Annotated in this window: 12 protein-coding genes; 6 read left to right on the top strand and 6 right to left on the bottom strand. The window is 70.7% G+C overall.

All coding sequences use genetic code 11. The features are described from left to right. From ACFW16_RS00785 to ACFW16_RS00760, 6 genes are read left to right on the top strand one after another with little or no spacing between them, the layout of a single operon-like run. Positions 1–1017, top strand: coding sequence for an ABC transporter ATP-binding protein (locus ACFW16_RS00785; protein WP_380300861.1), 1017 nt, complete (start codon positions 1–3; stop codon positions 1015–1017). Between the two features lie 23 nt (positions 1018–1040). Further along, a complete protein-coding gene (locus ACFW16_RS00780; RefSeq protein WP_380300859.1) occupies positions 1041–2189 on the top strand; it encodes an amidohydrolase/deacetylase family metallohydrolase in 1149 nt (382 codons plus the stop codon). Further along, positions 2186–3643 carry an aldehyde dehydrogenase family protein gene (locus ACFW16_RS00775; RefSeq protein ID WP_380300857.1) on the top strand — a complete coding sequence of 486 codons (1458 nt, stop codon included), beginning with the start codon at positions 2186–2188 and terminating at the stop codon, positions 3641–3643. The genes ACFW16_RS00780 and ACFW16_RS00775 overlap by 4 nt, the downstream gene beginning before the upstream one ends. Next, positions 3640–4167, top strand: a complete 528-nt coding sequence (locus ACFW16_RS00770) for a hypothetical protein (RefSeq protein ID WP_380300855.1) — start codon at positions 3640–3642, stop codon at positions 4165–4167. Before ACFW16_RS00775 ends, ACFW16_RS00770 begins: the two co-directional genes overlap by 4 nt. Beyond that, positions 4164–5786 (top strand): GMC family oxidoreductase, encoded by a 1623-nt coding sequence (locus ACFW16_RS00765; RefSeq protein WP_380300853.1) that lies wholly within the window; start codon positions 4164–4166, stop codon positions 5784–5786. Before ACFW16_RS00770 ends, ACFW16_RS00765 begins: the two co-directional genes overlap by 4 nt. Before the next feature lie 19 nt (positions 5787–5805). Continuing rightward, positions 5806–6915, top strand: coding sequence for a DSD1 family PLP-dependent enzyme (locus ACFW16_RS00760; RefSeq protein WP_380300851.1), 1110 nt, complete (start codon positions 5806–5808; stop codon positions 6913–6915). A 9-nt stretch (positions 6916–6924) separates the two neighbouring features. Here the strand turns inward: ACFW16_RS00760 and ACFW16_RS00755 are convergent, their stop codons facing one another. From ACFW16_RS00755 to ACFW16_RS00730, 6 genes are all read right to left on the bottom strand, one after another. Then, the gene (locus tag ACFW16_RS00755; protein WP_380300849.1) at positions 6925–7707 is read right to left on the bottom strand and encodes an ATP-binding cassette domain-containing protein; all 783 of its coding nucleotides are present in this window, start codon (positions 7705–7707) and stop codon (positions 6925–6927) included. Between the two features lie 5 nt (positions 7708–7712). Then, entirely contained in the window at positions 7713–8792 is a 1080-nt protein-coding gene (locus ACFW16_RS00750) for an ABC transporter permease (RefSeq protein WP_380300847.1), read from the bottom strand. Next, positions 8767–9699: a substrate-binding domain-containing protein gene (locus ACFW16_RS00745; RefSeq protein WP_380300845.1), complete on the bottom strand. Its 933-nt coding sequence runs from the start codon at positions 9697–9699 to the stop codon at positions 8767–8769. The genes ACFW16_RS00750 and ACFW16_RS00745 overlap by 26 nt, the downstream gene beginning before the upstream one ends. A 102-nt stretch (positions 9700–9801) precedes the next feature. After that, positions 9802–10653, bottom strand: coding sequence for a phytanoyl-CoA dioxygenase family protein (locus ACFW16_RS00740; protein WP_380300843.1), 852 nt, complete (start codon positions 10651–10653; stop codon positions 9802–9804). A 16-nt stretch (positions 10654–10669) separates the two neighbouring features. Then, complete coding sequence (locus ACFW16_RS00735; protein WP_380300841.1) at positions 10670–11719, bottom strand: LacI family DNA-binding transcriptional regulator; 1050 nt, start codon at positions 11717–11719, stop codon at positions 10670–10672. Positions 11720–11861: 142 nt separating this feature from the next. Further along, complete coding sequence (locus ACFW16_RS00730; RefSeq protein WP_380300838.1) at positions 11862–12767, bottom strand: sugar phosphate isomerase/epimerase family protein; 906 nt, start codon at positions 12765–12767, stop codon at positions 11862–11864. Between the last annotated feature and the right edge of the window lie 8 nt (positions 12768–12775).

Raw genomic sequence — 12775 nt, 5'->3', positions numbered from 1 at the left:
ATGACCTCGATCAACATCCGCGCCGTGTCCAAGAGCTACGCCCAGCACCGGGTGCTGAAGGGGCTCGACCTCGACATCGCCGACGGCGAGTTCATCTCCTTCCTCGGCCCCTCCGGCTGCGGCAAGAGCACGCTGCTGTACTGCATCGCCGGGCTGGAGGAGATCTCGACCGGCAGCATCCTGTTCGACGGCCGCGACATCAGCGGCCTGGCGCCGCGCGACCGCAACATCGCCCTGGTGTTCCAGGACTACGCGCTATACCCGCACATGGCGGTGCGGGACAACATGGCCTTCCCGCTGCGCCAGCAGCGGGTCGGGGCCGATGCCATCAAGCGCCAGGTCGCCTGGGCGGCGGAGCTGTTGGGGCTGGAGGAACTGCTGGACCGGTCGCCGGCCGAGCTGTCCGGCGGCCAGCGCCAGCGCGTCGCGGTCGGGCGCGCCATCGTCCGCAACCCGGCGGCGCTCTTGATGGACGAGCCGCTGTCCAATCTCGACGCCAGCCTGCGGGTACGGATGCGGACCGAGATCAAGCGCCTGCAGCGCGAGCTGGCGGTGACGACCATCTTCGTCACCCATGACCAGGAGGAGGCGATGGTCCTGTCGGACCGGATCGCCGTGATGCATGACGGCGTGCTGCAGCAATTCGCCGACCCGATGGCGGTGTATCGCGAGCCCGCCAACCAGTTCGTCGCCGGCTTCATCGGCAGCCCGCAGATGAACTTCCTGCCCGGCTCCGCCGTCTCCGGCGGCCAGGACGACAGCCGGGTGGTCGGCATTCGCCCGCATGATTTGACGCCGTCGGCCGGGCCGGAGGACGGGGCGCTGTCCCTGACCGGCGAGCTGGCGCTGATCGAGCCCGCCGGGCCGATCCATTTCCTCGACGTGCTGGTCGGCGACCGGATGGTCAAGGCCACCTGCGGCGACCCCGGGGCCTTGCGTCCCGGCGCCAGCCTGACCCTGACCGCCGCCGACCGCAGCATCCACCTGTTCGACCGCGCCAGCGGCGCCCGGGTCTGATCCCACAAGGAAGCGTGCATCCCATGGCCTTCGATCTCGTGCTCCGGAATGGTCGGGTGATCGACCCGTCGCAGGGCATCGACCGCGTCGCCGACGTCGCCTTCGCCGGCGGCAGGGTGGCGGCGATCGGCGCCGGGCTGGACCCTGGCGGCGGCGCCGTCCGCGACGTGTCCGGCCTGATCGTGACGCCGGGGCTGATCGACCTGCACACCCATGTCTATTGGGGCGGCACCTCGCTCGGCATCGACGCCGAGGACTTCGCGCGGCGGAGCGCGGTCACCACCTGCGTCGACACCGGCAGCGCCGGGCCCGGCAACTTCCCCGGCTTCCGCAAGCATGTGATCGAGCCGAGCCAGATCCGCATCCTGGTCTATCTGCATGTCTCCTTCGCCGGCATCTTCGCCTTCTCGGAGCGGGTGATGGTGGGGGAAAGCCACGACATCCGGCTGATGGCCGCGCGCGACGCGGTCGAGGTGGCGGAGGCCAACCGCGACGTCATCATCGGCATCAAGGTGCGGATCGGCCGCATCGCCAGCGGCCCGGCCGGCATCGCCCCGCTGGACGTCGCGCTGCAGGTGGCGGACGAGACCGGCCTGCCGCTGATGGTCCATATCGACGAGCCGCCGCCCTCCTACGAGGCGGTGGTGGACCGGCTGCGGCCGGGCGATGTGCTGACCCACTGCTTCCGCCCCTTCCCGAATTCGCCGGTCACCCGCGACGGCCGGATCAAGCCGGAGGTGCTGGCGGCGCGCGAGCGCGGCGTGCTGTTCGACATCGGCCACGGCAAGGGATCGTTCGGCTGGAAGACCGCGCGGACGATGCTGGCCCGGGGCTTCAAGCCGGACACCATCTCCTCCGACGTGCATGCGCTGTGCATCAACGGCCCGGCATACGACCAGGTGACGACGCTGTCGAAGTTCCTGGAGCTCGGCATGCCGCTGGACGAGGTGATCGCGGCCTCGACGGTCAACGCCGCCAAGGCGCTGAACCGGCCGGAGCTCGGCACGTTCAAGACCGGCAGCGTCGGCGACGCCAGCATCCTGTCGCTCAAGGACGGCGCCTTCCCGCTGGAGGATGTGCGCGGCGAGGTCGTCACCGCCGACTGGCGGATCTTCGCCGAGGGCGTCGTGGTCAACGGGCGCTGGTGGCACCCGGCGGAAGGAACGGAATGATGCAGCGCGACGACATCGAGACCTTCGCCAACCACATCGGCGGGCGCTGGGAAACCGAGCCGGAGACGATGCCGGCGACCAACCCGGCGACCGGCGAGCCGATCGGCCGGCTGCCGCGCAGCAGCCGCGAGACCGCGCGGCGCGCCATCGCCGCCGCGCGCCAGGCGCAGCCCGGCTGGGCCGCGACGCCGGTGTGGGAGCGGGCGCGCGCCTGCCTCGCCATCGCTGCCCAGATCGACGGCGCCCGCGACCGCATCGCCCGCACCCTGAGCCTGGAGCAGGGCAAGCCGTTCAAGGAGGCGCAGGGCGAGGTCGGCAAGGCGGCGGACGGGTTCCGGCTGGCGGCCGAGCTGGTCAAGCAGCTGGGCGGCGAGACGCTGCCGGCGGAGGACCCGAGCAAGCTGGTGCTGACCCTGCGTCAGCCGCGCGGCGTCTACGCCGTGATCACGCCCTGGAACTTTCCGGTCAACATCCCGGTCGAATACCTGGCGCCCGGCATCGCCACCGGCAATGCCATCGTCTGGGTGCCGGCGCCGACCACCTCGATGGCGGCGGTCGAGCTGATGCGCGCGATCGAGGCGGCAGGGCTGCCGCCGGGCGTGGTCAACCTGGTGATCGGGGAGGGGGCGGTGGTCGGCGACGAGATCGTCGCCCATCCCGACACCAACGGCATCGGCTTCACCGGCAGCCCGGCCACCGGCCAGCGCATCGCCGAGCGCGGTGCCGGCAAGCCGATGCTGCTGGAGCTCGGCGGCAACGGGCCGGTGCTGGTGTTCGCGGATGCCGATCTCGACCGCGCTGCCGCGGCCGCCGCCGGCGGCGCCTTCTTCAACGCCGGCCAGGTCTGCGCCGCCACCGGCCGGGTCCTGGCCCATCGCAGCATCGTCGAGCCGCTGGCGCAGCGGCTGGTCGAGCACGCCCGGGCGCACAAGCTGGGCGACCCACTGCAGCAGGGCACGACCATGGGGCCGCTCAACAACCCCAAGGTCGCGGCCAAGGTGCGCGAGCATGTCGAGGACGCCGTCGCCCGCGGCGCCACGGTGCTGGCCGGGGGCCGACCGCGGCCGGACCTCGGCAGCGAGCTGTTCTTCGAGCCGACCGTGATCACCGGCGTCACCCGCGAGATGAAGATCAACCGCGAGGAGACGTTCGGCCCGGTGGTCCCGGTCGTGGCCTTCGACGACGATGAAGAGGCGCTGGACCTGGCGCTGGACACCGAGCACGGCCTCAGCGTCGGCGTGTTCACCGCCGACATGGACCGGGCGCTGCGCTTCGGCGAGGCGATCCCGGCCGGCATCGTCAACGTCAATGCCGGCAGCACGTATTGGGAGCTGCACCTGCCTTTCGGCGGCGGCTCCGGCACCCGCAGCGGCATCGGCCGGCTCGGCGGCCGCCACACGCTCGAGGCGATGACCGAACTCAAGATGATCTCGATCACCCGGACCGGGAAATGACGACAACCACACCTTCTTCCGCCGTCGCGGCACGGCTGCTGGCCGACCTGGTCGACCTGCTGCTGCCGGGCGGCGGCGACTGGCCCTCCGGCGCCACGATCGGCGTCCAGTCGACGCTGGCGATCCGGCTGGTCGAGGAGCGCGGCGAGCCGGACCTGACCCGGCTGGCGCAGGCGATCCTGCAGGCCGGCGGCCCCTTCGCCGGGCAGCCGGAGGACCGGCGCATCGCCATCGCCCGGGCCCTGGAGGCGGCGGAGCCGGAGCTGTTCGGCTGGGTCCGCGACGCCGCGTATTTCGCCTATTACGAAAGCCCTTATGTGGTCGCGGTGATCAACGCCCAGGGCCATCCCTACCGGCTGCGGCCGCATGTGAAGGGCTATCCCTTGCCGCGCTTCGACCCGGCCCGCGACGCGCCGAAGCATGGCCGCGGCCGCTGGCTGCCGACCGAGGCGGTGCGCCCGGTCGACATCTCCGCCCTCGATCTCGACAGCGACCGCACGCAAGCCTGGGGCCTGAAGCGATGACCAAGCCGTTCTGCGACATCCTGATCATCGGCGCCGGCGCCACCGGCTCGCTGGCGGCCGTGGTGCTGGCCCAGGCCGGGCTGAACGTGGTCTGCCTCGAGCAGGGCTCCTGGGTCGAGGCCGGCGACCATCCGCATTACAGCTCCGACTGGTCGTGGCAGCGCCGCACCCGGTGGAACGCCGACATCAACCGCCGCCGACACCCGGACGACTACCCGGTCGTCACCGACAGCTCGCAGGTGCTGATGTGGAACGGCGTCGGCGGCTCGACCAATGTCTATGGCGCGATCTGGCCGCGCTACCGCCCGTCCGACTTCCGCAAGGGCGACGAGCACGGGCTGCAGCCGAACTGGCCGATCGCCTATGAGGACATCGCCCCGTTCTACGAGGCGGCGGACCGCATGATCGGCGTCAGCGGCCTGGCCGGCGACCCGGCGATGCCGCCGCGCGAGGCCTGCCCGACCGGGCCGCTGCCCTTCACCAAGGCGGCGCGCCGCCTGTCCCGGGCCTTCGACCATCTCGGCTGGCACTGGTGGCCGGCCGAGGCCGGGGTGATCTCCGAGGATTACGACGGCCGCCCCGGCTGCAACGGCTGCGGCATCTGCAACGGCTGCCCGCGCGGGTCGATGAGCAAGTACTCGCTGTCGATCTGGCCCAAGGCCCTGGCGGCCGGGACCGAGCTGCGCATCCACGCCCGGGTGCTGCGGATCGAGAAGGGCAGGGACGGTCGCGCCACCGGCGCCCTTTACATCGACCGCGAGACCGGCCGCACCGAGTTCCAGCCGGCCGAGATCGTGGTCGTCGCCGCCAACGGCGTCGGCACGCCGCGGCTGCTGTTGGCCTCCGACAACCTCGCCAACCAGTCCGACCAGGTCGGCCGCAACCTGCTGCACCACACCCTGGTCGGGGCCGAGATCTGGGTGGACGAGCCGATCGACGGCCATATGGGCTATGTCGCCTCGCTGATCAGCCGGCAGTTCGCCGAGACCGATGTCGGCCGCGGCTTCGTCAACGGCTTCAACTTCAACTGCCTGACCAGCACCTCGGCCGCGGCGGAGGTCGCCGCCGGCTGGATCACCGAGACCCGGGCGCCCTGGGGCCGCGACCACCACCGCTGGTTCGAGCGCCATTTCGGCCACGGCATCGGCATCTACGCCATCGGCGACGACCTGCCGAACCCGGAGAACCGCGTCGCCCTCGACTCGGTGAAGCGCGACGCCGACGGCATCCCGGTCGCGACCATGCATTACGCGCCGGGCGAGAACGACCGGCGGATGATGAACTACATGCTGGACCGGCTGGTCGACATCGGCACCGCCGCCGGCGCCTTCGAGGTCAAGCTGCAGGACTACCGCGACCAGGACGGCGTCTACCGCACCCCGGCCTGGCACATGATCGGCACCTGCCGCATGGGCAGCGATCCCGAGACCTCGGTGGTGAACAAATGGCAGCAGAGCTGGGACGTGCCGAACCTGTTCATCGTCGACGGCAGCGTCCTGGCCACCGGCGGCGTGGTCAACCCGACGCCGACGATCTCGGCCCTGGCCTTGCGGGCGGCGACCCATATCCGCGACAATTTCCGCGAGCTGAAGGGCGCGACCCGGCCGATGGCGGCCTGAGCCCGAGGGAGTCCGATCGATGCTGCAGCCGCCGCCGGCCGAGCCGGGCATGCGCGAGGAGGAGGTCGACACCCCGGCCCTGATCCTCGACCTCGACGCCTTCGAGGCCAATCTCGACCACATGGCCGGGCTGGCCGCGGCGGCCAGGGTGAAGCTGCGGCCGCATGCCAAGACCCACAAATCGCCGGTCATCGCCCATCTGCAGCTGGCGCGCGGCGCGGTCGGCCAATGCACCCAGAAGGTGGCGGAGGCCGAGGTCCTGGCCTGGGGCGGCGTGCCGGACATCCTGGTCAGCAACGAGGTGGTGTCCCCGCGCAAGCTGGCGCGGCTGGCGGCGCTGACCCGGATCGCGCGGGTCGCAGTCTGCGCCGACCATCCTGACGGCGTCGCGGCAATCGAGGCGGCGGCGGAGGCGGCGGGCACGCGGCTGAGCGTGCTGGTCGAGATCGATGTCGGCACCGGCCGCTGCGGCGTGGCGCCGGGGGAGGAGGCGGTGGCGCTGGCCCGGCGCATCGCCGCCAGCCGGCACCTCGTCTTCGGCGGGCTGCAGGCCTATCACGGCCGGGCCCAGCACCGCCGGTCGCCGAAGGAGCGGGCGGCCGCCATCGCCGAGGCGGCAGAGGCGGCGGGCGGGACGGTGGAAGCGCTGCGCCGCGCCGGCCTCGACTGCCCGATCGTCGGCGGCGCCGGCACCGGCACCTTCGCGCTGGAGGCGGCGAGCGGCGTGTTCACCGAGCTGCAGGTCGGCTCCTACGCCTTCATGGATGCCGACTACGGCCGCAACGACCCGCCGCCGCCCTTCCGCCAGGCGCTGTTCGTGCTGGCGACGGTGATGAGCGTCCCGCGCGACGGCGCCGCCGTGGTCGACGCCGGCCACAAGGCGCTGCCGACCGACAGCGGCATGCCGCTGGTCTGGGGCCGTGACGGCATCCGCTACGAGGGCCCGTCGGACGAGCATGGCCGGCTGGCGGTCGATCCGGGCGCCGACCGGCCGTGCCTCGGCGAGCGGCTGCGCCTGGTGCCGGGCCATTGCGACCCCACGGTCGACCGCTACGACTGGTATGTCGGGGTCAGGGCCGGCCGGGTCGAATGCCTGTGGCCGGTCGCGGCCCGCGGCGCCATGGCCTGACCTGCGCTGCTACGGGGCCGGCGCGACGACGGCAGGGGAGCCGTACTCCGCCATTCCGGTGATGACCTGTTCGACCTCCTCGACGCTGGTGTGCCGGGGATCGATGTCGTCCGCCACCACCCGGCCGCGGCGCATCACGACGATGCGGTCGACCACCTGGAAGACGTGGTGGATGTTGTGGGCGATGAAGATGCAGGAATGCCCCGAATCCCGGGCGTTGCGGACGAAGCGCAGCACGCCTTGCGTCTCCGCCACGCCCAGGTTGTTGGTCGGCTCGTCGAGGATGATCAGGTCGCTGTCGAAATGCATGGCGCGGGCGATCGCCACGGCCTGGCGCTCGCCGCCGGACAGCGAGCCGATCGGCGTGTCGGGCGGGATGTCCTTGCTGATGCCGACCTTCTTCAGGAGGTCGCGCGCCACCGCGTCCATCGCCGCATGGTCCATGCGGTTCAGCAGGCGCGGCCCGCGGATCGGCTCGCGCCCCAGGAACAGGTTGCGGGCGATCGACAGCTGCGTCACCAGCGCCGAATCCTGGTAGATCGTCTCGATGCCGTGGGCGATGGCGTCGGTGGTGCTGCCGATCTCGACCTTGCGGCCGCGGATGAAGATGTCGCCGCTGGTCGGCGGCACGGCGCCCGACAGGATCTTGATCAGCGTCGACTTGCCGGCGCCGTTGTCGCCGAGCAGGCCGACGATCTCGCGCTCGCCGACCGTCACGCTGACATCCTCCAGCGCCCGTACCCGGCCGTAGAACTTGCTGATATGCGCCATCCGGATCAGGGGTTCGGCCATCGCTGTCAGCTCCCTGCCTGGTGCCGGCGGTCGAGCCAGGAGTGCAGCGCCATCATCCCCAGGATGATCGCGCCGATGAAGATGTTGTAGGCCAGGCCGGGCACGCCGATCAGGACGATGCCGTTGCGCATCACCCGCAGGATGAAGACGCCGAGCACGGTGCCGAGGACGGTGCCGCGCCCGCCGCTCAGCGCCGTGCCGCCGATCACCACCATGGCGATGACCTCGAGCTCGTAGCCGGTGCCGCTGTTCGGATTGGCGGCCGAGGTGCGGATCGAGCTGATCACCCCGGCCAGGGCGGCCATCGTCGACGACAGCACGAACAGCCAGATCTTGGTGCGGCCGACGCGCACGCCGCGGGCCCGCGCCGCGCCGGGGTTGCCGCCCGCGGCCTGGATCCAGTTGCCGGCCTTGGTCTGGTTCAGGACATAGCCCATCGCCAGCGCGGCGGCGATGAACCAGAACAGCGACATGTAGATGCGGAAGCCGCCGACGAAGAAGTCGCCGGCCAGAAGCCAGGCCAGCCAGTTGCCGCCGGTGTTCCAGGTCCGCTGCGGGAAGCCGTCGGTGATGAACAGGGCCGTGCCGCGCACCACCAGCAGCATGCCGAGCGTGACCAGGAAGGACGGGATCCTCAGCCGGGTCACGAACCAGCCGTTGACCAGCCCGACCAGGGCGGCGACGGCGATCGCGGCGACGAAGCCGGCCTCCAGCGGCGCGGCGCCGCTGTTGAACAGCGTCCACATCAGCACCGGGGCGAAGCCGAAGACCGAGCCGACCGAGAGGTCGAACTCGCCCGACGTCATCAAGAGCGTCATCGCCAGCGCGATCAGGCCGAGCTCGACCGTGAAGGCCAGGGTGTTGCTGATGTTCTGGGGCGACAGGAAGTCGGGGGTGATCGCCCAGAACACGGCGAGCTCGACCACCAGCAGGATGAGCGGCCCGAATTCGGGCTTGGCCACCAGGCGGTGGACGAACGACCGGTGGTCGAAGGGCGGGCGGCCCGGCAGCGCCGCATCCGCGGCGGCGCCGGCCGCCGCGGATGCCCCCGGCGCAGCGTCACTTGCCGGAGAGGATCTTGTCATAGATCTCGGCCCTGTCCTTCTCGTACAGCGCGCCGGTGATGACGTTGAACCCGGGCGGGATGCCGCCGGACGCCATCGCCGCCAGCGACAGGGCGACGTAGCTGGTCGCCTGCGGATCCTGCCACTGCGCCGCGTTGACGTAGCCGGTGAGGACCTCCTGGGTGGTGTCGAGCGAATTGCCCCAGCCGATCACCGGGATCTCGCCGGGCTTGACGCCGACCTGGTCGAAGACGCGCTTGATGCTGCCGGTCACCAGGTCGCCGAGGCCGATGATGGCCTTGATCTTCTGCCGGTTGGCGGTCAGGTAGTCGACCATCCGGCTGATGGCCTCGGCCTGGTCCAGCGTGTTGTCGGTCACCTCCCAGGTGATCCCGAGCGGGTTGAACACGCTGGCGATGCCTTCCTCCTCCTGCACGCCGTAGGTCGCGCCGGGGATCTCGACCGGCAGCCAGACGAAGTCGCCGGACTTCACCAGGCCCTTGTCGACCAGGTACTGTGCCCAGTTCCGGCCGAAGGTGGTGTTGTCGCCGCCGACATAGGCGTCGAAGCCGGCCCTGGGGTCGGGCGTGTTGAAGTTGATGATCGGGATGCCCGCGGCCTTCGCCTCCTTCGCCACCTCGATCAGGCTGCCCGGGTCCGGGCTGGTGGTGACGATGCCGTCGGCCTTGGCCGCGATCGCGGCGCGCACCGCCTCCTGGTGCGACGGCACGTCGCCGCTGTGGAACGAGGTGTTGACGGTATTGCCGGTGTCGGCGGCCCATTGCTTGGCGCCGGCCAGGAAATAGGTCCAGACCGGGTCCGCCGGCCCGCCGTGCGAGATCCAGTAATAGGTCTTGGCCTGGGCCGCGGCCGGCGCGGCCAGCGCCAGCAGCATGCCGCACAGCAGCAGCGACAATCGCCTGAACATGCGTTTCCTCCCCTGTTATCGCCGCCTTCGCTGTCGACGGGCGGCATGCATCGAGACTGACACAGTGCGGGCGGTCCGGCGAGGATCGCCGCGGCTCTGGCCTCAGCGCATCGCGGTGCCCTCGGGCTGCGTCTTCGCTTCGACGGTCTCGTCCCGCTCCGGGTCGAAGAAGGCGCGGTGGCCGGCGTCGAGCGTCAGGCCCAGCGCCTTGATCCGGTCGTCCGGCACCCGCTCCAGCCTAGTGTAGCCGGGATGGTGATGCTGCTTGTACGGGTCGTTCCAGGCCGCGTTGTAGCAGCACAGCATGACGTTGCGCGAATGCTCGGACTTGTTCTGTTCCGAGGCGTGCAGCGTGTTGGCGTGGAAGAAGCAGACGTCGCCCGGCGCCATCTCCATGTAGTCGCGCGGCATCCGCTCCAGCGCCTGGTTCACCCGCTCCATGTCGGCGCCGGTCTGGCCGCCGACCCTGCCATGGTCGATCCTGCCCAGCTTGTGGCTGCCGCGGATCATCTGCAGGCAGCCGTTCTCCTTCGTCGCCCGGTCGATCGCGATGGCGACCGACATCATGTCGGGGTACAGGCAGCCATTGTTGTACCAGTAGCCGTAATCCTGGTGCCAATCCCAGGCCCCGCCGGCGCGCGGCCGCTTCATCGTCAGCTTGGAGTGGTAGTGATAGACCTCGCCGCCCAGCAGCCGCTCGGCGCCGCCGACCATGCGCTCGCAGCGGGCGAAGGCGCCGAACAGGTCGTCGCCGGGATGGTTCCACAGCGCCAGCTCGGTCGACCCGCCCAGGCTGTCCTTCAGCGCCACGACATGGCTGCGGATGCCCTCGTCCTGGGCGATCGCCTGCTGCAGCAGGCCGATCTCCTCGGCGTCGAAAAAGCTGCGCTTGACCACATAGCCGTCGCGCCAGAAGGCGGCGTGGTCGGCCTCGGTCAGCTGGGGAAAGGGCATGGGGTCCTCCTGGTCTTCAAGGCAGGTTCTCGCGGGTGAAGATTTCGATCCGGACCGGCGCGGCCGGCTCGGCCGGACGGGTGTGGTGGCCCAGCAGCAGCCGCAGCGTCTCCGCCGCCTCGGCCCGCGGGTTCTGGTTGATCGCGGCGTCCATCACGCCCTCGATCAGGAAGCGGCGGGTGTGCGGCGTCAGCTCGTGGCCGATATAGACCAGGTGCGGCGCGTCGGCCGGCCGGCGGCGCAGCACCTCGGCGACGCCGCGGTTGCCGCCGCCGATGTTGTAGAGGCCGATCAGCCCGGGATGGGTGTCCAGCAGCCGCGCGGTCACCGCGGCGCTCTGCTCGACGCTGTCATGGCCTTCGACCAGGGCCGGGACGGTCAGGTTCGAGAAGCGCTCGCGCAGCACGCCGCGAAAGCCGGCCTCGCGCTCCTCATGGCCGCGATAGGACAGGCTGCCGGCGATCAGCCCGACATCGCCGGTGCGGCCGGCCAGGAAGCGGCCCATCAGGTCGCCCGCGGTGCGGCCGGCGGCGCGGTTGTCGACGCCGACATAGCCGATGCGGGCCGATTGCGGCAGGTCCGACACCATGGTCGCGACCGGCACGCCGGCCGCCGCGAGCTCCGCCACCGCCTCGCGCACCGCCGGGTGGTCGAGGGCGATGAAGCCGACGCCGTCGCTGTCCCGGCCGATCCGGCGCAGCGCCTCGGCCAGGGCCTCGGGGTCGAAGCCCTCGATCAGGTGCAGCCGCGGCTTCACGCCGAAGGCGGTGAAGTCGCGCTCCGCCGCCAGCACCGCCTCGCCCAGCTCGCGGATGAAGGTGTTGCTGCCGGCCGGCAGCACGATGTCGAACTGCAGCGCCCGGCCACGCGACAGCAGGCTGGCGGCGAGGTTGGGGGCGTAGTTCAGCCGCTGCACGACAGCCTGGACCCGGCTCGCGGTCTCGGCGTTGACGCCGTCGCGGCCGTTCAGCACCCGGTCGACCGTGGCCAGGCTGACCCCGGCCTCGCGGGCGATGTCGACCATGCGGGCCTTGGCGGGGGAGGTGGTGTTGGTGGCTTGTTTCATTGGGCTGAAGCTTCCCTCTCCTGTCATTGCCGGGCTTGACCCGGCAATCCAGGGGCCACCCAGAGCGGCATCGACAGTCCCTGTATGCCCGGGTCAAGCCCGGGCATGACAGGAGAGGGAAGGGGCACGGAAAGACTCACTCTCACACCCCCAGCGCCCGCAGCTTGCCGTCGATGAAGGCCTTGGCGCGGGGCACGTCGGCCTCCTCCAGATGCTCGATGATCAGCGGGATGTTCGGGTGCCGGCGGGACAGGCGCTGCAGGTACAGGTCGTAGTTCAGCGACCCCAGCCCCGGCGCCGGCAGCTCGATCTCGCCGACGCCGCGGAAGCTGTGCGCCTCCGACGCGTCGATGTCGGCATGCTTCTCCGACTTGTCGGAGCCGGAGCGCTTCACGTCCTTGGCGTGGGAGATGCGGATGCGGTCGTCGAGCGCGTCGAAGATCCGGTTCAGCTCCCGGTCCATGCGGTCGATGTTGTGGGATTCGAAATAGTTGGTCGGGTCCATCAGCAGGCCCAGGCCGGGGCTGGGCACGTCGGCGAACAGGCGCAGCGTCTCGTCGACCGAGCCGATGACGTTGTTGACATAGGTCTCCAGCAGGAACACCGCGCCGTGGTCATAGGCGGTCCGGGCGAGGTCGGCGATGACCGCGCGGCACTCCTCGTAGCCTTCCTCGGTCTTGTTCCTCGGGTGGTGCACCCAGTCGCTGTCGGTGGCGAAGGTGCCGGTCTCGCTGATGACATAGGGGCTGCCCAGGTCGCGGGCGTGGCGGATCAGCGTCCGCAGATGCTCCAGCTTCGCCTGCCGCGCCGCCGGGTCGGGGTGGACGATGTTGGTGTAGCCGCTGACGGCGCAGACCGGCAGGTCGTGGTCGCGGAAGGTCTCGCGGATGGTCCGGCACTTCTCGCGCGTGATCGCGCTCGTCGACAGGTCCATGTCCTTGAAGGCGAGGTCGAGCTGGACGGTGTTGAAGCCCAGCGAGCGGATCTTCTTCGCCGTCTCCGGCAGCGAATAGGGGAAGTATCCGGTGAAGATGCCGACCTGGATCATGACGCGTT

This window comes from Inquilinus sp. NPDC058860 (genome assembly GCF_042743185.1).
GTDB lineage: Bacteria > Pseudomonadota > Alphaproteobacteria > DSM-16000 > Inquilinaceae > Inquilinus.
The sequence above is the reverse complement of the archived record's forward strand: the minus strand, read 5'-3'. Positions and strand labels throughout refer to the sequence as shown.